15 protein-coding genes are annotated in these 20,824 nt (G+C 52.1%); 3 read left to right on the top strand and 12 right to left on the bottom strand.

The window, feature by feature from the left end; all coding sequences use genetic code 11:
- Positions 1-43: 43 nt before the first annotated feature.
- From GON22_RS12110 to GON22_RS12075, 8 genes are all read right to left on the bottom strand, one after another.
- On the bottom strand, positions 44-1,357 hold the full coding sequence (locus GON22_RS12110) for an extracellular solute-binding protein (protein ID WP_160396358.1): 1,314 nt from the start codon (positions 1,355-1,357) through the stop codon (positions 44-46).
- 140 nt (positions 1,358-1,497) lie between these two features.
- Positions 1,498-3,027: a response regulator gene (locus tag GON22_RS12105; protein ID WP_160396357.1), complete on the bottom strand. Its 1,530-nt coding sequence runs from the start codon at positions 3,025-3,027 to the stop codon at positions 1,498-1,500.
- Positions 3,028-3,034: 7 nt separating this feature from the next.
- Positions 3,035-4,798, bottom strand: a complete 1,764-nt coding sequence (locus GON22_RS12100; protein WP_160396356.1) for a cache domain-containing sensor histidine kinase — start codon at positions 4,796-4,798, stop codon at positions 3,035-3,037.
- Between the two features lie 140 nt (positions 4,799-4,938).
- Positions 4,939-5,655, bottom strand: coding sequence for a GntR family transcriptional regulator (locus tag GON22_RS12095; RefSeq protein WP_160396355.1), 717 nt, complete (start codon positions 5,653-5,655; stop codon positions 4,939-4,941).
- A 12-nt stretch (positions 5,656-5,667) separates the two neighbouring features.
- The gene (locus GON22_RS12090; RefSeq protein WP_160396354.1) at positions 5,668-6,693 is read right to left on the bottom strand and encodes a sugar kinase; all 1,026 of its coding nucleotides are present in this window, start codon (positions 6,691-6,693) and stop codon (positions 5,668-5,670) included.
- Complete coding sequence (gene dagF / locus GON22_RS12085) at positions 6,683-7,450, bottom strand: 2-dehydro-3-deoxy-phosphogluconate aldolase (RefSeq protein ID WP_442954373.1); 768 nt, start codon at positions 7,448-7,450, stop codon at positions 6,683-6,685. Before dagF ends, GON22_RS12090 begins: the two co-directional genes overlap by 11 nt.
- Before the next feature lie 2 nt (positions 7,451-7,452).
- On the bottom strand, positions 7,453-8,562 hold the full coding sequence (locus tag GON22_RS12080; protein ID WP_160396353.1) for a DgaE family pyridoxal phosphate-dependent ammonia lyase: 1,110 nt from the start codon (positions 8,560-8,562) through the stop codon (positions 7,453-7,455).
- Positions 8,540-9,646, bottom strand: a complete 1,107-nt coding sequence (locus GON22_RS12075) for an amidohydrolase/deacetylase family metallohydrolase (protein WP_160396352.1) — start codon at positions 9,644-9,646, stop codon at positions 8,540-8,542. Before GON22_RS12075 ends, GON22_RS12080 begins: the two co-directional genes overlap by 23 nt.
- Positions 9,647-10,001: 355 nt before the next feature.
- Here GON22_RS12075 and GON22_RS12070 point away from each other — a divergent pair, with 355 nt between their 5' ends.
- The gene (locus GON22_RS12070) at positions 10,002-10,739 is read left to right on the top strand and encodes a cupin domain-containing protein (protein ID WP_160396351.1); all 738 of its coding nucleotides are present in this window, start codon (positions 10,002-10,004) and stop codon (positions 10,737-10,739) included.
- 231 nt (positions 10,740-10,970) lie between these two features.
- Here the strand turns inward: GON22_RS12070 and GON22_RS12065 are convergent, their stop codons facing one another.
- From GON22_RS12065 to GON22_RS12055, 3 genes are all read right to left on the bottom strand, one after another.
- The gene (locus tag GON22_RS12065; RefSeq protein ID WP_160396350.1) at positions 10,971-15,140 is read right to left on the bottom strand and encodes an S-layer homology domain-containing protein; all 4,170 of its coding nucleotides are present in this window, start codon (positions 15,138-15,140) and stop codon (positions 10,971-10,973) included.
- A gap of 291 nt (positions 15,141-15,431) precedes the next feature.
- Complete coding sequence (locus tag GON22_RS12060) at positions 15,432-17,726, bottom strand: S-layer homology domain-containing protein (protein WP_237179129.1); 2,295 nt, start codon at positions 17,724-17,726, stop codon at positions 15,432-15,434.
- 195 nt (positions 17,727-17,921) lie between these two features.
- Positions 17,922-18,371, bottom strand: coding sequence for a DoxX family protein (locus tag GON22_RS12055; protein WP_160396349.1), 450 nt, complete (start codon positions 18,369-18,371; stop codon positions 17,922-17,924).
- Between the two features lie 272 nt (positions 18,372-18,643).
- Between GON22_RS12055 and GON22_RS12050 the strand changes: the two genes are divergently transcribed.
- The gene (locus GON22_RS12050; protein WP_160396348.1) at positions 18,644-19,387 is read left to right on the top strand and encodes an MBL fold metallo-hydrolase; all 744 of its coding nucleotides are present in this window, start codon (positions 18,644-18,646) and stop codon (positions 19,385-19,387) included.
- A 39-nt stretch (positions 19,388-19,426) separates the two neighbouring features.
- On the top strand, positions 19,427-20,041 hold the full coding sequence (locus GON22_RS12045; RefSeq protein ID WP_160396347.1) for a TetR/AcrR family transcriptional regulator: 615 nt from the start codon (positions 19,427-19,429) through the stop codon (positions 20,039-20,041).
- 38 nt (positions 20,042-20,079) lie between these two features.
- On the opposite strand, the gene GON22_RS12040 is transcribed toward GON22_RS12045, so the two are convergent.
- Positions 20,080-20,778, bottom strand: a complete 699-nt coding sequence (locus GON22_RS12040) for an MBL fold metallo-hydrolase (protein ID WP_160396346.1) — start codon at positions 20,776-20,778, stop codon at positions 20,080-20,082.
- Positions 20,779-20,824: the final 46 nt, after the last annotated feature.

Below are 20,824 nucleotides of genomic sequence, written 5' to 3'. Positions count from 1 at the left end.
AGCCGCGTAATCTAGTTGTGCTGTTGCGTCTTATTCCTTATTGTTACTTCTTTTCCACTGCGCTTTGGATTTTCTTCGCGATCGATTCTGGGCTTCCGCCCATCAATAGTTCTTGCAAACCGTTGTTCACTTCATCTGCTGCTGCAGAGGACAATACTCCATCGTATACTGGCGTACGCTTCACGTTGTTCACCAGCTCATACACTTCAGCGAAGATAGGCGTTACTTTCGATTTATCAAGGTCAACCTTGTAGCTTACCAACTGGTTGCTTTCCAAAACCTGTTTCTGCGCTTCTGGCCCTGCCAAAGCATACATCACTTCATAAGCCGCGTCCTTCTTCTCGCCCGACACTTTAGCGCTCATGCCAAGGCCAGTGCCGACTACGCCAGCAAGCGTGTTCGGGTCGCCTTTGCCGCCCGGCACCGATGGAAGCACAGTCGCGCCCATTTGAGCCATCGCTTCCGTCGAAGCTGTCGACGCAATGTTCGTCAGTGCCCAGCCGCCGTCAATCATCATAGCTGCTTTGCCTTGGGCAAAGTATTGCTCTGCTTGCGTGTTGTCCAGCGAGTTGAAGCCGGATTGGAACGCCCCGGCGTCACCGAGGTCCTTCATATATTGCAGCGATTGGATGAACTCCGGGTCTGTGAACTTCGCACCGCCCTGAGTGGCTGCGTTCAAGAACCATTCCGTGCCTGTCACGCGGTCAGCAAGCGAGCTCAAGATGCTCGATTGTGCCGGCCAAGCCGCTTTGTTGCCGAGCGAGATCGGCGTAATTTTTTTGCTTTTGAACACTTCAACCGCGTGCATCATGTCGTCCCACGTTTTAGGCACTTCCAGGTTATTTTGCTCGAACAGCCCTTTGTTATAGAACAAAATCGAAGTTGGGGACAAGGCGATCGGCGCGCTATAGATGTCCGTGCCAATCGTGAACCCGTCGAAGGAGCCCGGCAGGAAGCCGTCTTTCCATTCCTTCTTGCTGTCGAGCAAGCCATTGATTGGTTGGATCAAATTGCCGGCTTGGAATTCCTTCGTCATAACGCCCGGCCACATCACGAACAGGTCTGGCATTTCGTTCGCCGCCGCAACCGTCTTCAAGCGTGTCCGGTAGCCATCGGGCGGAATCGCTTGTACGTCGAGCTTAATGTCCGGATGCTCCGTCTCGAATTTCTCGATGAGCGAGCGCATCGTCTTCGCACGTTGGTCGTCACCGGAATAGTTATGCCAGAGCGTGAGCGTTACTTTGCCTTTGCCGCCCTCTGCTGATTTATCTGTCGAATCGTCGGCTTTTCCACAAGCGGTTAATGTAAGCGATGCTGCAAGTACAAGGGACAGGATCATAGTTGTCTTTTTGTTCATCTTTAGAACCCTCCTATTAGTGCTTGTCTGTGAGTTACTCCGTGAGGCGTTGTTGCTTGTGCCCGGTGGAATAATCTTAGTATAGAGGGGACAGCGATCATTGGGCAGGGGACAGGCTTCAGCATGAGGGTAGACATCCATCAGGTGTTGAGCCGGTACTCTGAAGGCGTTTTCCCCGTCGTTTTTTTGAACAATTGGCTAAAATACTTGACGTCCTCGTAGCCGACAAGCCCTGCAATCTCGCTGATCTTGGCAGGGGACTGCTTCAGCAGCTCCATCGCGCGTCGCATGCGTTCCTTCGTGACGAATTCAATATACGTCAGGCCCGTCTCGCGCTTGAACACCTCGCTGAAGTGATTCGGATTCAGGTGCACATGCTTGGCGACCTGCTGCAGCGTCAGGTTTTTGTCCAGATTGTCGGCAATAAATGCAACGGCGCGCTTCACATACGGTACGCGTTCGCCCGTGACATGCTCCCGATAGATGTCCATAACAGCTGCAAGCTGATTAAACAGCGCCTCCTGCGGCGACTTTGATCGAGCCAAGAGCTCTTGCCCATGCTCATCACTAGGCGAGGCAGCTTCCCCCACCGCCTGCAGCGCACGCTCCAGCCAGCGATGGCCGGAGATAACGATTGAATGGAGATAAGCGTGCAGCGAATCCGGCGTTAGCTGGTCATCGGCGAGCTGAACGGCAACCGCTGCGTCGACCCAGCGCCGCAATTCGATTGCACTGCCGCTCTTAAGCACAGCGACCAATAGCGTCTCATCCTCTTGCGAACACACCGTTCTGCCGCCTTTGCGCGCGCGCACATCTTCGAACGAAAGCTGGGCATCTTCGCCTGCAATCCAGTGGAAGGTAAACGCGTAAGCAGCTTCCACATACGATTGCTGCAGATGCGCCCTGCCGGCCCCAACGGAGCCAGCAGCCGTAAAGAGCTTGCACTTGAGCTTGCGGCTAATGCGTTCCAGCTCAATGTGGAATGGCCGTGCAGCATCATGCCGAATAGCCAGCACGATATGGTCTTTGCGCAGCAGCGCCTCGCCTTCGATAAGCTCTTGGACCATGTTCGATACAGCGAATTGTGCCAGTGAAACATGATAAGCATCGTCTCCCCAGCCCGACGCAGCCAGCAGAAGCACCTGATACAATTGCTCCTCTTCCGCTAACAGGGGCAATAGCTCTCCAATAGCATCCGCAAGCGGTCCCTTCCTTTCCCCCTCTGTAAGCAACCGCTCCAGCAGTTGGTCGCGCAAAGCGATACGGGACTGAATATCCTGCTTCTTCGATTGCTGCTTGGCGACGATCCGCTGCTTTGCCTTCATCGCGGCCATAATGATTTCTTCCGGGCGGCTCATCTTAAGCAGGTAGTCGCTCACGCCCTCGCGAATCGCTTGCTGGGCATAGGTAAACGTGTCATAGCCGGTCAAAATAATCACTTCCGTATCCGGCATCTGCTTTTTCAGCTCCGCTGCAAGCTCTAGGCCATTCATGCCAGTCATATGGATATCCGTAAGCACGATATGCGGCTTCTCCTGCTGGAAGCGGGACAGCGCCTCCTCAGCCGAAGCCGCAGGGGACAATAGCTCGAAGCCAAGCTCCTGCCAGTTAATGACCGTGCTCAGCCCGTTCCGGATAATAACCTCATCATCTACAATTAACAGCCTCATCGTTTGATCATTCCTCCGTCACTGGCAAAATGAAGCTTATGCGCGTACCGACGCCCGGCGTGCTCTCGATCTTCAGCCCCGCATCCGCTCCATAATGCAGCAGCAGCCGCCGATGCACATTGCGAAGGCCATAGCTTTCCTCTGGGGAGCGGTCCCGATGCGGGGCATCCGGCGCATTCAGCAGCGAAACGAGCCGCGCGAGCCGATCCGGCTCTATCCCGATGCCAGAATCCTCAATGGCAAACATCATCTCTGACCCTTGCTGGCTAGCCAGTACGCTAATCACGCCTTTGCCGCTCTTCTTCTGAATGCCATGAATGAGTGCGTTCTCGATAAGCGGCTGCAGCAGCAGCTTCACCATCATTGCTCCGCGAAGCTGGGGGTCCATCATGAACATCATCTCGAATTGCTCGGGGTACCGTATCGCCTGAATGTTGGCATAGTGGCGCGCATGCGCAAATTCTTGCTCCACTGTACAATATTGCGCGCCCTTGTTTAAGCTGAAACGAAGAAACTCCGTTAAGCTGCCCACCATCTCTGCCGTGTTATGGTCTTGTTTCATTAACGCCATCCAATGGATCGAAGACAGCGTGTTATATAAAAAATGGGGATTGATTTGCGCCTGCAGCGCAATCATATCCGTATGCGTCCGTTCAGCCTCGGCATGCTTCACTTCCTCGGTCAACCGTTCGATGCGACCGCTTAATCGGTTATAGCTGCGGATGAGCTGGCCTACCTCGTCCATGGATTCCACCGGATATGTTTTCATCGGCTGCTCGGGATCCGAGTTTTTTAAGAACGCAGTCAACATGCGCAGCGGCCTTGTCAACCGCTGGACGAAGAAGATAACGAGTGCAATAATGAGCAGCAGCGCAACGCCAACCGCAATAGCCGTCAAGGCCAGCACGTAACGGTTCTGGGACGTGTACGTCGCGGACGGAATCGCTTCGAGCAGCTTCCAGCCCACTTTCGGCATCGTCAGAAAGAGGACAGACATCTGTTCATTGCCGTCATCCCCTTGCAGCGCGCCGGATTTCCCTATCATTGCAGCAAGATTAGGCAGCACTTCGCTTAGCTTGCGAGGCAGCGGGTCAAGCGAGCCAGAGAGAACGCTATTGTCGCGGTCAAGCAGCAGTACATAGCCCTTGTCTGGCAGCCCTGAGCTTTGCAGCATGCTGGCCACGACAGACTCATCCAAACTAACCACGAGCTGGCCGATGGGATGGTACCCGCTTAAGCTGCGTACAGGGCGCACGTACGAGACGACGCGTTTATCCCCTCCCGCTGTGCGAATGTTATATAACGGCGACCACCATGCGGCCGTCGATTTGCTGGAAGGATTAAGCCGTCCGCCCGGCATCACCGTAAGATCCGATTCGAAGATGGTAACATTGGATACCGGGCTAACTTGGTTATTTGGATAAATCGTAATGTCCGATATGTAAGGCTTAGAGTACACGAGATTCGTCAAAAACTCCGTCATCCGTGTTTGCTGCTTAATGGCTTCGCCCTCCGAGCTGGTCAAATATTTCTGGACATCCTTATTGCCTATCAGAAAGATCGACATGTTCTCCATGTCCTTCATAATAAAATCGAGGTTCGTTTCCATCTGTTCGAGTATGCTGATGCCCGATTGCTTAGTCTTCTCTTCCGTCAGATCCGAAGCGATCCAGTACGAGAAAAGCCCGAGTGATATGAGAGGCACCAGAATGGACACGAGCAGCAAAATCGTTATTTTGCGCTTCAACGACCTACGGAACCATTGTGCCATGAACGTCCACTTCCTTCTCCCGTCCATTTTCATCCTAAGCTACTGCTATTGTGATCCGCTTGCGCCTGCCCAATACAAGAAACTCCCTCTGCCGCCACAAGAAGGCAGGCCTTCTTAGGCGCATGGGAGTCCGAATTGCGTTATCCATCATAGTTAACGACATAAGGATGCAGCTTCGTGTTGTAATAGCCGACACTGTATTCGATCAATTCCCCGTTCTCGCCATACGAGAAGCGTGACCGCTGAAGGCACGCCGCATCCTGTTCATGAAGCCCCAGCGCCTCCCGCACAGCAGGCGGCGCAACGGACACTGCGAACGCATCCCGATGCTTATCCAGCACCACGCCTTGCTCCTCAAGCAGCTCGTATAATGACTGTGCGCTCAAGTCAGCAGCCGATACCTCAACCAGCTCAGCCGATACATAATGCTTGAAATGAATATACGGATGATTGTCCAAAAGATACAGCCGCTCAATACGCAAGCACCGGGAGCCGAACAGCCGGGCTGGCTCACTGCCCTCTTCATTATCCACAAGCTCCGACCGTAGCAGCTGCTTGCGAATTTGATGCCCTTCCTCCACCAGTACCTCGGTAAACCGTTTCAGCTTCGACAGCTTAGAGGATGAAGTGTTGCGAATGACTCTCGTCCCTCTGCCGCTGCTCGTCTCCAGGTAGCCGTCTTGCACGAGGGCTTTAATGGCGTTGCGAACCGTAATCTTGCTCACTTCGAACTCCTGCTCTAGCTGCGGCTCCGATGGAATCGTCGAATCGACGGGATACATCCCGTGCAAAATACGGTCTTTAATAATGCTCATGACCTGCAAATATAGCGGCTTGCCGTTGCGGGTTAATTTCATCCGGCTTAGTCCCTACCTTTCTACATCACCTGCAGCTTCAGTCATCGCTCGGCGGACATCCCGCTCCGAGGACATCGGCGTGTCGCCTGAGATTGTATGCGCGAGCATCGCAGATGCAACGGCGAAATTGACTGTCTCCTCTGGCGTAAAGCCCGTCAATTCGCCATGCACAATCCCGCTGGCATAAGCGTCACCTGCACCGATTCGGTCATAGACGGAAAATGTTCGAGGCTCCGCGAATGTAAAAGCATCGTTCTTATAATGAAATCCACGCAAGGTGTGCGTATTGTCTCCATTCACTGCACGATGCGTCCCTGCGAGCACATTAATTCCGTAATGCTTGGCTACCTGCGGAAGCAGCTCTACTAGCTGCTCCTCGCGCCCTTCCTGCTTCGCCGGCATCCCAAGAATGAGCATCGCGTCCCGTTCATTCATCATGGCGATATCCGCCAGCTCCAGCATTTCCTCATAATGCGGCTTCGCTAACGCATAACCGCCTTCTCCCCAGTGGGCAGGGCGATAGTTGCAGTCGAAAACAACGGTGCCGCCCTTCGCCTTCACGGCTCTAGCCAGCGCCTTCATTTGCGCGCGTACGCTATCGTTCATCGCAAGCGAAATGCCGCAGAAATGGATGAGATCGATTTGCGGCGCAATCCGCTCCGCTTCGTACGTGCCGTTCGGCGCCGTATTGAAGCTGCTCATTTGGCGATTCGAATAGGTCACGCGGCTTGGACGGGCGCCGAACCCATTTTCGAGAAAATACATACCGAGGTACGCCCCGCCGCGCACAATGTGTGGCGTTAAGATGCCGAGCTTCCGCAAGAAAGCTTCCGCCGCATCGCCTAGCGGATTATCGGGCAGCCGTGTCACGAGAGAGGCCTCATGGCCAAATCGCGAAAGCGCCGAAGCGACATTTACGCCCGTGCCGGAAAAGGAATATTGCAGCGTATTCGCTTGCGTCAGCAATTCATATCCCGGCGCTTGCAGGCGCATCATGACTTCGCCGAAGGCTGCAACCCGTTTGCGTTTAGCCGCCATATTGATCGACCAGCTTCTTCATCGTCGCCAGCAGCTCACTGACATCGCTTGGAATCGTATTCCCCGTCGCCTTGTCGATAATAGAAGAGTACACATGCGGAATAACTTGCGGCACACCAGCTTCAAGTGCGATGCGCACAATCGGTTCGAAGTTTACTTTATCAATGCCACCTGTCGGCTCTAACGCGAAGCCTTCTTCAGCGCAAGCCCGCGCCACCTCGCGAAGCTCATCCTCGCAGCTAAGCCCGTTCATCGGGAAATATTTGAGCGCATTGCCGCCCATGTCGCGCACGAGCGCAATAGCTGCCCGAACGGGAACAATTGCATGCTCGCTTTGTGCCGCACTGGCAGGGCCCGTCGACAAGTTCACGTAACCGACTTTGCCCGTAGGCGAAACAAGGCTGTTAATCCAGCTATCCTGTGCGCCAAGATTCGCGCGCGTAGCGCCTACTGCCGGAAACATCTGATTAATGTGCGTGCCCGGATACGATTTTACAATCTCCGCGACGACTGCAGCTTGACGATTATCGCCAGCGCCTAGCCCGATAGAAACCGCGTCTTCAATCGCTTCGCCGTAAACCTTCATCGCAGCCACTGCCGCTTCAACCGTCGGATAGTCCTTGGATAGGACACCGACAAGCACATAGCCTTCTGCCGCTTCGAATACTTCTCGTGCATTGTCCACGCTGCCAGCCAAAACGTTCAAAGCCGCGCGCCCTTTATACAGCCGTTTCGCCATCGTTGTAGGAATCGTCATCGTTAGTTGCCTCCTGCTTGTGCTAGTTTACGGACTTGATCTGCAATAACGTCCATGTCGTCACCTTGTAGCGGGCGAGGATCGATATCAAAATACCCCTGCTTCACGCCATAATCGCGCGTATACACCGCAATATCGCCGTCCATGAGCCTTTGAACAACCGCCTTGGCCGTCGTGCCCGATGCAGCCGGATCAATCTGGATACGCGCACGGTAGATGGTCCGTCCCGCTTCATCCTGTACGACTGTCACTTTAACGCCAGCCAGCTCATTGAGCGGCATGAGCTTGTCCAATGAAGTGCGCTCCTGCTCGCTGCGATCAACTTTCACTTCATACTCGTCAAGCGCCTGAAGCAAGCCGAATGTCGTTTCCTTGCCAACCTTCATGCTGCGGCCGATGCCATGCAGCTGTACTTTCACCCATTCGATGTATGCCCGTTTGCCGGCAACAATGCCGGATGTCGGCCCTTCAATTGCTTTGGAGCCGCTGTAGATCGCAAGATCAGAAACCTTCACGTATTTGCGCAAATCCTCTTCCGCCGCCGCATCCACGATGAGCGGAATGTTGTTCCGCTGTGCGACTTCCCACGCTTCTTCGACGGAAATCATATTTTTCTGGACGGCATGATGGGATTTTACGTACAAAATAGCGGCAGTCCGCTCGCCGATTGCATCCTCAATATGCTCGGCTTTTCCTTCGTTTGCATAACCAACCTCGATGAGCTTCCCGCCTCCGAGATATACCATCGTTTCAACCGGTGCGCCATACTGTACGTTATGGCCTTTGAGAATAATGATCTCATTCACCGCGATTGGCTCTTGATGAAGCCGGACGCTCAGGCGGCGATTGCCCTTCGTCACGATGCCCGCCACTGCAAGCGCAATGCCGCTCGATGCTGAATTCACAACAACAGCCGCTTCTGAATCGATCTGCCGAGCGATATAGTCCCCCGCCTTATCAACGAGCTCAGCAATCTCAACATAACGCTGGCCGCCTTGCTTCATTGCTTCCATAACCGAATCGGATGGAGCCGACACGCCGAGTATGCTCATGCGCCCGCTGGCGTTAATAACGCGTTTTAACCCATATTTAGCATTCAATGAATTGACCATGTATATAAGCTCCTTTGGCTTGAATTCGTTGCGTTGCCGTTCGGCGCACCCCTTCAGAGTCGACGAGCTCCACGTTCTCGGCCGTGACGGTGTAAAGCGTGAGATTGGCGGGCTCGCCAACTTGAATGCGACCTAACTCCGGCCTGCGCAGCCATGCCGCTGCATGTGACGTTACTGCTGCGATGACCTCTTCCAAGGCATAGCCGATATGCAGAAACTTCGTTAAGACGAGCGATAAATTGTAAACGGGACCGTTCAGCCGGTTCCCGCGATAAATATCTGTACTAATCGTGTGCAGCGGAACATGGTTCGCTTTCGCCGCTTCCGCCACCTCAAAAGAAAAGCTTGCCGTGCCATGGCCCACATCGAGCTGAACACCTCGCTTTAGCGCATCTGCCAGCACTTGAAGCGGTTTGCCGTGGTCGTCGAACAGCCGATTTTTTTTGCCGTTCAAATAATGCGTAATGACATCTTGGTCCGCCAGCAGCGGAACGATTCCCTCAATGCCGGGCGGCTTCGAGCCGATGTGCACCATTAAAGGAAGCCCTGTCCGCACCGACAGCTCGCGTGCGGCGATTAACGGCTTCAAGCCGTTTTCCCCGATGACGCTGCCGCTCATTCTCGCTTTCAGCCCGACAATAAAGTCAGGATGCCGCTGAACAGCGTTGACTGCTTGGCCAAGGTCGATCCACGCCATGTTCGAAAGCTCGTCCACGCGCTTTAAGCCGATTTTTGAAACATTAAGTAAAGCGAGCAGATTCGTCTTCGCGGTTGCGCGGCTGGCTGCTAAATCATCGATTTGATCAGCGCCGCAGCTGCCTGCATCTACAATTGTCGTCACGCCCTGCTTTACGCCAATTTCGTCGATTTCATCCCCATAAGGCTCTAGCTCAGCAAAGGCATGGACATGAAGGTCGATCCAGCCGCTCGATACGAATTGCCCCGAACAGTCTAGCACTTCATCACCATTGCCTTCTCCCGCTGCTAAAAGCTCGGCGATTTTTCCTTGCTCGATGACGATGTCCATCGGTTCTTGGACGCCTGCCATACTTACGTTCCGCCATACGATTCGTTGTGGTTTCATTTCATCACCTGTCTCCAAGATCATTCTCGTTAGCATACGCATCGATGTGATAACTCAACCATTTATAACGTTATAATGTTAAGATACATCGAAAAGCCGCTCCGGTCAACAAACATTATAATGTTTGAACACCTAAACGGCTTTTTACGCAAGCCTTATGATCATTTCCCCGGAAATAGTAGGCCTATTAGCGCATAGTAGCTTACTTCTTCCCGATAAATTCATCTGCAATTTTTCTGCCTTAGCCGCGTGGATCAAGCGCAAAATTGTGTTACTGCACACCTAGCTGATGCAACACATAGGATAGGGCAAATGACCAGTCGCCTAATAAAGCGACAAGAAAGGCAGGTACTTCGTGTCCGTTTCTTATATGGATTACACGTCCCCTAATGTTCAATTTACTTATGATTTGCGCAATAACCCCTTCTTCCGCAAAGATAACCAGAACTACATTAATGCCCTTTCCATCAAACAACTGAATACGCTAGGCAACGTATCCATGCTTGATATTTTTCTCAGTACGGGCAATGTGGTCGAGCCACATATCCACCAAAACGCATCGGAATTAGTTTATTGCGTCTCAGGTGCAGCGGTCGTTTCGCTTATCAACCCTTTTACCAAGAAGCTGTTGAACTTCCCAATTCAACCGGGACAAGTCGCCAACGTTCCGCAAGGCTGGTGGCACTATGAGGTCGCAACTGTCGATAATACGCATCTCATCGCAATCTTCGATGCACCTGTGCCTGAGTTTATTCCCGCCTCAGACATGCTGCGCTTAACGCCAGCCAACGTATTCGCACATACCTATTGCCTCAATGAAGCGCTAGTGAAGCAGGCATTCGCGCCGATTCAAGATACGGTCGTCATCGGTCCTCCTCGTAACTGCAATATGCCTATGCCACTGCCAGTGTCGCAGCCACAGGTGCAAGGAGTAATGCAAGCAGCCCCTGTCCACACCGGCCATCCGCATTCGCACCACCAGCACTATTACCCCGGCGTCGTAAACCACCGTGCTGGGGACTCGCATTACCCGCAGCAGAGCATCGGCAATGGCTGGGCATTCGATCAGAGTGAGCCGCCATACGGACGGTGAAGAACGAGTAAATCGATTCAGGTGGGCTGATAGGGCAGGTTTTTCTGCCCTATTCGGCCGATTATCGCCCCTGCGGGCTGATAGGGCAGGTTTTTCTGCGCTCATAGATTTGCTATACCGACGCTAAAATCACGGCATAAAAAGATGGCTACACAATTCCGGATAACCGGACTTATATAGCCATTAATTATGTTATGGGAGGGGACTTGCTAAGGAAATTACCCGCACCGATTACTTTTGCAAAATCCGCAGCAGCAATACGGTTGCTTCCGCGCGTGTCGTTTCTGCATTCGGCTCAAAGCGGTTGTCGCTTCTGCCTTGGATAAAGCCTTCGGCTTGAAGTACGTCGATTGCGCCTTGTGCCCATTGCGGGATAGCCGCTTGGTCTGAGAAGCCAGCCGCTTCTGCGCTAGAGGTGATGCCTAAAGCGCGAGTAACCATAGCTGCCATTTCGGCACGGGTAATGGTCGCGTTCGGTTGGAAGCTGCCATCCGCGTAGCCTTGAACGATGCCTGCTTGGACAGCAGCTGCAATCGCTGCTTGCGCCCATGTGCCAATCGCATCTTTGTCTGCGAATGCAAGTTCAGCACCTTTGGCTTCTGGATGCAGTGCATTCATCAGCATGAAGGTAAACTCCGCACGCGTGATCGTGTGATCAGGCTGGAACGTTCCGTCTGGGTAGCCGCTAACGAGCTTCTGCTGTGCTGCCGACAAGATTTGCTGTTCTGCCCAATGCCCGGTCAAGTCAGAGAATGTAATTGGCGTCGTTGTTGTTGGAGCCGCCGAACGGTGAATCTTAACCGTGTACGATTTGGTCAAGCCAATCGCCGATCTTACCGTAATGACAAGGCTATTATCGCCTTCCTTCAGCGCAGCTTTGCCATCACTAATCGGTTGGCCGTTCACGGCCAACGTCGCAGTTGCCCCCGCATGCGCGGTTTTAACTGCTACTTGCACCTGAGCTGCTTCTGTTGCCGCTGTGTATGACGTCACATTGGCTTGGAAAGCTGGCGTAATCGCCAAGCTCTTGCCATCCGCTTGAAGCTCCAAGGATTGCAAGTCTGCATTGTCGGACAAGTTGGCGCCTCCACCGCTGGATACTACTGGCGGTACTGTTTCTACTGTCCATGTGTAGCTTGCTGGCGTTGCATCCACATTGCCTGCTGCGTCAATCGCACGCACTTGCAGCGTGTGGCTGCCGTCTGCTAAGCCTGCAAGCGTCAGCGGGTTTGTGCTTGCTGCGAATGCTGCGCCGTCCAAGCTTGCTTCGAACGTGCCGCTCTCGTTGCTGCTGAACGTGAACGTTGCCGTTGCACTGTTCGATACTGCCGCTGGACTCGAATCAATCGTCGTTTCTGGTGCCGTCGTATCTTGCGGAGGCGTTACGGCTGTGTCGATTGTCCATGTGTAGCTTGCTGGCGTTGCATCCACATTGCCTGCTGCGTCAATCGCACGCACTTGCAGCGTGTGGCTGCCGTCCGCCAGGCCTGTGAGCGTCAGCGGACTTGTGCTTGCAGTGAATGCTGCACCATCCAAGCTTGCTTCGAACGTTCCGCTCTCATTGCTGCTGAACGTGAACGTTGCTGTTGCGCTGTTCGATACTGCTGCCGGACCCGAATCAATTGTTGTTTCCGGTGCCGTCGTATCTTGCGGCGGCGTTACGGCTGTGTCGATTGTCCATGTGTAGCTTGCTGGCGTTGCATCCACGTTACCTGCTGCGTCAATCGCACGCACTTGCAGCGTGTGGCTGCCGTCTGCCAGGCCTGTGAGCGTCAGCGGGCTTGTGCTTGCTGCGAATGCTGCGCCGTCCAGGCTTGCTTCGAACGTGCCGCTTTCGTTGCTGCTGAACGTGAACGTTGCCGTTGCGCTGTTCGATACTGCCGCTGGGCTCGAATCGATCGTCGTCTCTGGCGGCGTCGTATCCGAAGGTGTTACGACCGAAGGCGTCCCATAAACATAAATCTCATTGATGGACCACCAGCTTCCAGAAGTGCCTGTCTGTACGATTTTGATATAGCGAACATTTTGGGCAACCGCATCAACGGAAATAACCGCGCCTGTACCTGTGCCGCTTGCTATAGCGCTGCCCCAGTTCGTGCCGTCTGCCGAAGCATAAATTTCATACCCGCGGGCGTAGTCATTCGCACTATTAGATGAGTCCATTACTACTCTCGTAATATCGTTAGCGGCCTGCATGTCAATCGTCAGGCTTTGGCCTGGAACCATCGTCGTGCCTGCACTCCAACGGGAATTCAAATTATCATCGAATAAATTCGAGTAAGGGTCATTGCTGCCAGTAGACGTCGTAGCCGTCCAGCCGATACGGTCGACTTTGCCGCCATTGGATTGCGTTGTAGCTGAAGCCGTATTGCTGTCAGCGGAAGTGTTGCTGGCTGCATCCTTCGCCCTGACCGTGTACGTATACGCCGTGGAGGAGCTTAAGCCGCCGTCTTGATAGCTCGTTGTGCCACTATATCCGACTAGAACTCCATTCCGGTAAATATCGTAGCCTTCTACCCCTACATTGTCGGTGGAAGCTGTCCAGTTCAATTCAATCTTGCTATTCGATATTGCCGCTGCGGACAAGTTGGCAGGCACGCTAGGCGCAACCGCGTCACCGCCGACGAATTCCGTAAGCGTCTGCCTCATCGCAGATTCCGGGCTATTCGCATAAACCCTGCCGCCATTTTGATTCACAATATGCGTAATTTCACTGCCCGCCATGCCGCTCAGGAAGATCGTCGTAGCATGATGAATTTTGATTCCGGGCACATTCGGCACTTCGATTGCACTTTCCAATTTCACAGCAGCATCCCTGAAGTAGGAGTAGATGCCTAAGCCCCATGCTTCATGTGTCGTTACCCCATCTGCTACCTTATAGGATGCATATCCGTTAACTGTTCCATTATTGCTCATCCAATCCGCTTGAGCCGGTGGATCATAAGGAATTTCCGATTGGTAGAAATAAGTCCGGCCGCGCTCGCCGTTCCACAACGTTTGATACTCGCTATGATGCTCATTAAACAAACCATACATGGTGATGTCATCCCCGTTGACGATTAATCCAGTCTTAGAGGATGTTCCCCACGTCACGGAAGCGCCATGGTCCGCACGCCATATCCAGAAGTGATCACCGATTACATCGTCACTGTTGATCGTCATTACGTTGTCTGCCAAACCAAGAATGTCGCCGCCCACACGGAAGAACAAATCATGCAGGGAAGTTGGGTTCGCCGCATGGTCCAGCGAGCTGCCTGCCGGCCCGACTTCCAGCAAGGAAGGCGAGTTTTGCGGTCCCGCATCGAACAAGAGCCCCGCGACTTTAACGCCATCCACGTCCGCAATCGTCATGCCAATTTGCCCATTATCCGGAATAATGGTAGCCATGCCGAGCCCCAGCACGATCGTGTCAGGGTTCGTAATGCGAATGGTATCATCCGTGTGGAAGATGCCTGGCGTGAAAATCACATTTTTGCCGCTGCTCAGTGCCGCATTGATGCTTGCTGCATCGGAAGTGCCTGGCTGAGCGATATAAAAATCATTGATCGAAACCGAATGTCCAGGCGTCGAGCCATTCGCCCAGCTTACGCCTTTAGCATTCGTTTGCTTATCAGGCACGAATACTTGATATTCGCCATTCGAATCGATATACAAATACGGCTTCTCGCGAATGACCGGCGACTCGTCAACAACGGTATAAGGCTCCTGCGGGAACGTTCCAGAAGGCGGAGCCGAATCGCCAACAAACACCATATTCCATACGCCATTGGACCAGCTGCCATATTGATTATTGCGGGAGAACCATTGTTGCTGCGAAGCTGGAATGATTTGATTATCGATAATGGAATCCGCCAAGAAACCGCCGCTTCCCCAGCCTGCATTCCACCACGGATCGAAGTCGAACAGGAGCATGTTGCTCTTGATATGCATACGGCGCATCGGCGCTGCCTGTGCAACCGCATATTTGGTATCATTGCCTACCGGGTCTATAGCAAAGTTTTCGAACGACCGCCAGAAGTTCAGCGTCGCATTGCCGCCCCACCACTGCGCATCGACGTTCGCGCTGCCGGTAATTAACACATCGTCAGGATTTTGTCCCAAGCCTGAAACCTGCGTATAAAAGCCTGCCTTCACGTCCACATCATAAGTGCCGGGCTTGAATAACAGCGCATACCGGTCATTGCCGAATTGGTTATCTTCTTGAATGTCGAAGACGGCGTTGGCATCGCTTTCAATATCACTCGTAGACATCGATTGATCGAATACGAACACATTCGGCCCGAAAATCGAATTGTTAGCCCCTGTAGCTGCGCTTGCGGCTGCCGGAGCTACCAGGCATAAGCTGCTGGCAACGACAGATGCAACGGACAAAGTTGAAATCATCTTCTTTAGTTTTTTCATTCGCGTCCCCTACCTCCAGTAATTAAACAAATAGATGATAACAGTGTGGTTTCATCCAACTATAGCACTACGATTTTTTGAAAAACATGCGTGATTTTTATGATAGAGTACTAGAAACTTTCGAATATAGGACTGGATTGGCAGCGCATACATAGATGTTGGAATAGTCAATGCCAGCCCTGCCTCTTGGCTAGTCTGCAAGTACTACAAAAAAACAAAAACATCTCCAAAATTGTCCCCACCTCTTACGGCAAAGGAACAATCTTGAAGATGTTCATCATGTTACATTTACTAGTTCAAAATTCGAAGCAACAATACCGCTGCTTCTGCGCGAGTAGCCTGTTCATTAGGCGCGAAGCGATTGCCGCTGCGGCCTTGGATTAAACCATTGGCTTGAAGAGCATTGACTGCCTCTTGCGCCCATTGCGGAATGGCTGTGAAGTCAGCGAACCCAGCAATATTAGCATCGGTTGTAAAGTTGAGCGCCCTTGCGATCATAACTGCCATCTCTGCACGAGTGATCGTTGCGTTCGGATGGAAGTATCCGTCCGTGTACCCTTGGATAATGCCAGCATGCACGGCTGCTGCGATTGCCCCTTGGGCCCACTCTCCAATCTCAGCCTTATCCTTAAAGGTTAGTGATGCCCCTTGCGATAAGTTTGGCTGGATCGCATTCATCAGCATAACTGTAAATTCCGCACGCGTAATCGAATGGTTAGGCTTAAACGTACCGTCAGGATAGCCTGTTACAAGCTTTTGTTCAACGGCCTTCAAAATTTGCTCTTCCGCCCAATGCCCCGCCAAGTCGGAGAATGATGCCATGAGCCGAATCGTAACCGTATACATCTTCGTTACGCCGCTTTCTGCTTTCACAACAATAACGAGGCGATTATCGCCTTCCTTCAAGGCCAGCTTTCCTCCATTTATATCTTGGCCGTTCATCGTTAAAGCAGCTTTTGCAGAGGCATCTGATGTTTTTGCCGTCACCAACGCTTCATTTGCCGTCGTTTGTGTCACATAAGATGTAATATCCGGCCTAAAAGCAGGCGTAATCGCTAAATGTTCTCCTTCTGCTGCCAGCTCTAACGAGAATAGATCAGCATTAGCGGACAAGGCTGTACTACTGCCGCTGGTTACAGGAGACGTAGCGGGCGCTGCTATCACTTTTACAACCCGCTCGACCGTATCCGCCGCATTGCCCGCTGCATCGGACACGGTGTAGGCCATCGTATATTCGCCAATGGTTTGTGTGTCTACAGCATCACCGGAAACCGTGATGGCCGTTGATAAATTGCCATCCACGTTATCGGAGGCGGAAGCGCCAGGATCTGTAAAAGCTGCTCCCTGAACGATCTCAATGCGGGCGTCGCCATTTCGTGTAATGACGGGCTTCACTCGATCGATCATCCACGTATAGCTTGTTGGGACCGCATCCACATTGCCTGCTGGATCAATAGCCCTGATTGCCAGCGTATGGCTGCCGTCCGCTAATCCATTCAGTGTTATGAGGCTCGTGCTTGCCGCAAACGCAGCGCCATCCAAGCTCGATTCGTACGTTACGCCACTCTCGTTGCTGCTGAAGGAAAAGCTCGCACTGGCATCCTTCGTTATGGCCGCCGGGTTTGTGTTGATGATTGTATCTGGTGCCGTGGTGTCAACCGTCCATGTATAGCTCGCGGGTGTTGGATCGACGTTGCCGACGGGGTCAATTGCTTTAACGAGCAGCGTGTGGCTGCCGTCTGCCAATCCGCTGAAAGTCTCGGAGTTAGCACAAGCGCTATACGCCCCATTATCAAGTTGGCATTGGAAAGCCACATTATCCTCATTGCCATTAAAACTGAAGGTTGCGGAAGGTGTTGAAGCCAAGACAGCAGGCCCTGACACGATTGCCGTATCTGGCGGCGCCGTATCAAACACGATATCCGTTCGAATCGTAAAATTGGACCCTGTCGTATGCCGCTCTGCCTGGAACAAAGCAAAATCATAAGCTTGCCCAGGTATTAATGCTTTAGTGTCTAAATCGACAGTGGCACTTATAGGTCCATGAACGCCTCCGCCATCAACGACTAATTTGTTATCAATAAACACCCAGTAATCATCATCCATCGTGAAGGAGACCGTTTGTCCTGGTTCATATATAAATTTACTATGCGACTCGACTGTAAAATGATAATTATGAGGCAAGCCCTCATTCCCCCATAATTGATTGTCAATCGGGAAGAAGCTTGCATTCGAATACGTATAGATGCCATTTTGCATCGTCAACTCAAGAGTGCTATTAATGGCTTGGTTAAACGAGTTATCCGTGTACCACTGCCCAAAGCTTGCCGCGCTAGATACAGCTAACGTATTCCCTGAAAAAACAGGCTTGCCGTTTGCGCCTAGCGTTGTATTCACGATCCCGGTAACAAAACCTGTATTGAACGTTTCAAAATCGGGATGTTTTTGAGGCGCTAGCATGGAAAAATCGCGAATGACGACAGGCAGGCTTATCGCCGTAGGTGCCGAAGCCTCAGCAGAAGGCGAAAAGCTCGCATAACACGAACCAATAATTAGCGCGGTTATCGTTGTGAATAACCATTTCAATGGAGTAATCCCCTTTCTATTTCTAAAGAAACTATCAAATTAATTCCTTTCAGTATATCGATTTCTGCCAGTTAAAAGAAGTATTTTTTCGTCACAAACTACTATAATTCGACATCGGTTCATTGCATGAACATAACAAAAACACGCCTTCCGGGCGTGCGCGGTCTTTACCGTTCCACTGTGCTGCAGTAAAAACTATGAAGCAAAAAGCGGCGATGCCGCCAATACAGCAACGATAAATACAAGCTGAAGCAACGTTCGAACCGCGAGATTCGGCACTGGCTTGCCGCCAATCGTCAGCTTCTCCTTCGCTGCCCTTACATTCGCCGGGAACATCGCGAGGAGCATGAGCACCAAGCCTAAGGCAGCAGCCGATGAAACAGCTGGAATGAGGATGCCGATCGCTCCTGCGATTTCGAGCCAACCGGTAGCGGTGACGATCCAATCCGGCCTTGGGAAGGATGGCGGCACCATCCGAATCAGGTCGCCACGCCTTTTGCCCCAATGGGCCGAAGCTGTTAACAGGAACATGACAGCAACTGCAGCTTGCAGCGAATGCTGCCATTCTTCTACATAGGACCAGCCAAGTAACCCCGCCAACCGAAAAACGCCGAACGACACGATAAGTGCAATGAACGGTGCCATAAGATTAGTCCCCCTTCTCCCCCATATAGTGCCTATTAATCGGGTAACGTAATATACTCCGACACGCGCGACTCTAACAATGCAATCACTAACTTCTTGAAAGTGTTAGGGGTATTATACGAAACTTGGTTCCCGTTAGGTAGCTTAAATTTAGTTCCGGCCACACGCTTACAAAAAATCCACATTGCCACTTATTGACATCTTTCAAGCTTGCGCATATTATAATTACGTTACCGTTTAGTAATTTAATTAGGCCGAGAGGATGATTAGCCATGATTATTCAAAAGCTTCCTTGGGCAGGTATCCATGTCCAAACGAAAGAAACAAACGTCGTCATTGACCCGCTTTACAATTTCCCAGAGAAATTCGGTGAATCGCATGAGCCAATGATCCCGTTTCATGAATTCGGATCTGTAGACGCCGTTTTCATCACGCATCATCATGGCGATCATTTTGATCCCGCAGCTATCATTCAATTTTATGGCGCTGATATTCCCGTATTCATGTACACAGATTCACTGCCATTTGCTAGCGAGAGCGGGCTTACCCGAATTCAAGGCGTAGCACTCAATGAGTCCGTCACGCTTGGCGGCATTACGGCAACGGCTACTTACGCCGTCGATGGCGTAGGCGATCCGCAGGTGGCTTGGATCATAGATGATGGGAAGAAGAAGCTCATTCATTCTGGGGATACGCTGTGGCATGGCTACTGGTGGAAAATCCGCAAAACCTACGGCCCCATCGACATTGCATGCTTGCCGGTCAATGCAGCTGTCGTCCAATTCCCGGGCATGACGCCGAGCGGACAGCCAATTACCCTCTTGCCTGAACAGGCTATTGCGGCTACAGTTATATTTGAAGCAGAAGCACTCATACCGATTCATTACAAAGCGGTTCACCGTCCTCCACTTTACACAGAGACGCCGAATTTGATGGAGCGATTGCAAGCGGCTGCTGCTGAGAAGGAAGTTAAACTTGCCGTCTTGATGTCGAAGGAAACGTATCACGTGAAATAGATGTCGAGCGGATACCCCAACCGTACGAGGTGACGCCCTATGGACACATCACGCAACCGAAAACCGGGGCGACCGCGCAAAGAGCAAACCGATCAGATCATTCTGCAGGCCGCTCGCGAGCTTATGTTGGAAAACGGCGTACAAAGCTTTAGCATGGATGCGCTTGCCTTACGCTCAGGCGTCAGCAAACCCACGATCTATCGCCGATGGGCGACCAAAGAACAGTTGCTCACGGATCTCTTCGGCCAAGCATCGCATCAGATGGCGATTCCCGATACGGGGCATGCTTTGGAAGATTTGCGTATGCTGCTTACAGGAATGTTGAATGGGGTTTATCAAAATTTCGGGGCGCAGCCGCAGTCCATCCGCCGGTTTATCGCTGGCATTATCGATTCTGAACAGCTGGTCGCACAATATAAGAAGCAGTTCATTGAGCCTCGAAGAATTGCTTTTGCAGAGATTATTACGCGTGGCATCAAACGTGGAGAACTTCGCAGCGATGTTCATGTGGATCTTCTGGTCGATTTGATCGGAGGGGCTTATCTGTATTGCTTATTATTCAGGCCAGATACCATTTCTTCCGGAGACTGGCTGAAGGATGTTAGCCAATTATTGATGCAAGGCATCAGTAACGCAAGGCTGCCCCATGATTGAGTGATCATGGGCAGCCTTTTTGTCATTGCCAGCATTGGTTAGGACGGCCATTTGCTGCGAAATTTGCTTGCAGCCGCTTTCTTGATTTCCTTGCCGTGTCCAAAACAAGCAATTTCGAAATCCAGTTTCCCAAGCTGCTGCAAACTGCGAATGCCAGCCTGTCGATCCTCATATCCAATGCTCCAGTTCAGCCCCATCACATTCGCAGCTGCGTCCGCAGCGAATAAAACGCCTCCATGCTGCGGCAGCAGCAGCGCGAGTTGCCCTTGGCTGTGGCCTGGTATGAGGATCGTCTTCATTCCTTCTGCAAAACTTAATGTTTCGCCATCTTTCAACTTCCGATCGATGGCCACAGGTTCAACCGGCGTATCTCTCACAAATGCAGCAAACAAAAGCTTATTCATCAAACCAGGCGAGGGCACCATCGGCCGCGGCTTCCGTCCTTCCTCCACGATTGGCGCCTCGATTTCACTCATATACAGCCGCACATGAGGCACGAGCCGCTTCAGAGCAGCTGCGCTTCCTGCATGATCCAGATGGGAGTGCGTGAGAATAATCGATTTTAGGGCAGACGGGTTGTACCCAAGGCTCTGGATCGCTGCTAAGATCGCTTCCGCTTTGCCCGGCGCCCCAGCATCGATCAACACAAGCCCTTCATGAGCGGTTTGAAGCAAAAAAGCATTCACGTTGCCTAGCGGCAACGCGTATACATTAGGCGCAACTTGTCGCAGTTTCATAAAATATAGTCTCCTCCGACTTTTATTTAGTCTACCTAATTAATAA

Origin of the sequence: Paenibacillus sp. MMS18-CY102 (genome assembly GCF_009789195.1) — a bacterium.
GTDB lineage: Bacteria > Bacillota > Bacilli > Paenibacillales > Paenibacillaceae > Paenibacillus_T.
This window is presented reverse-complemented; position numbering and strand designations above follow the sequence as displayed.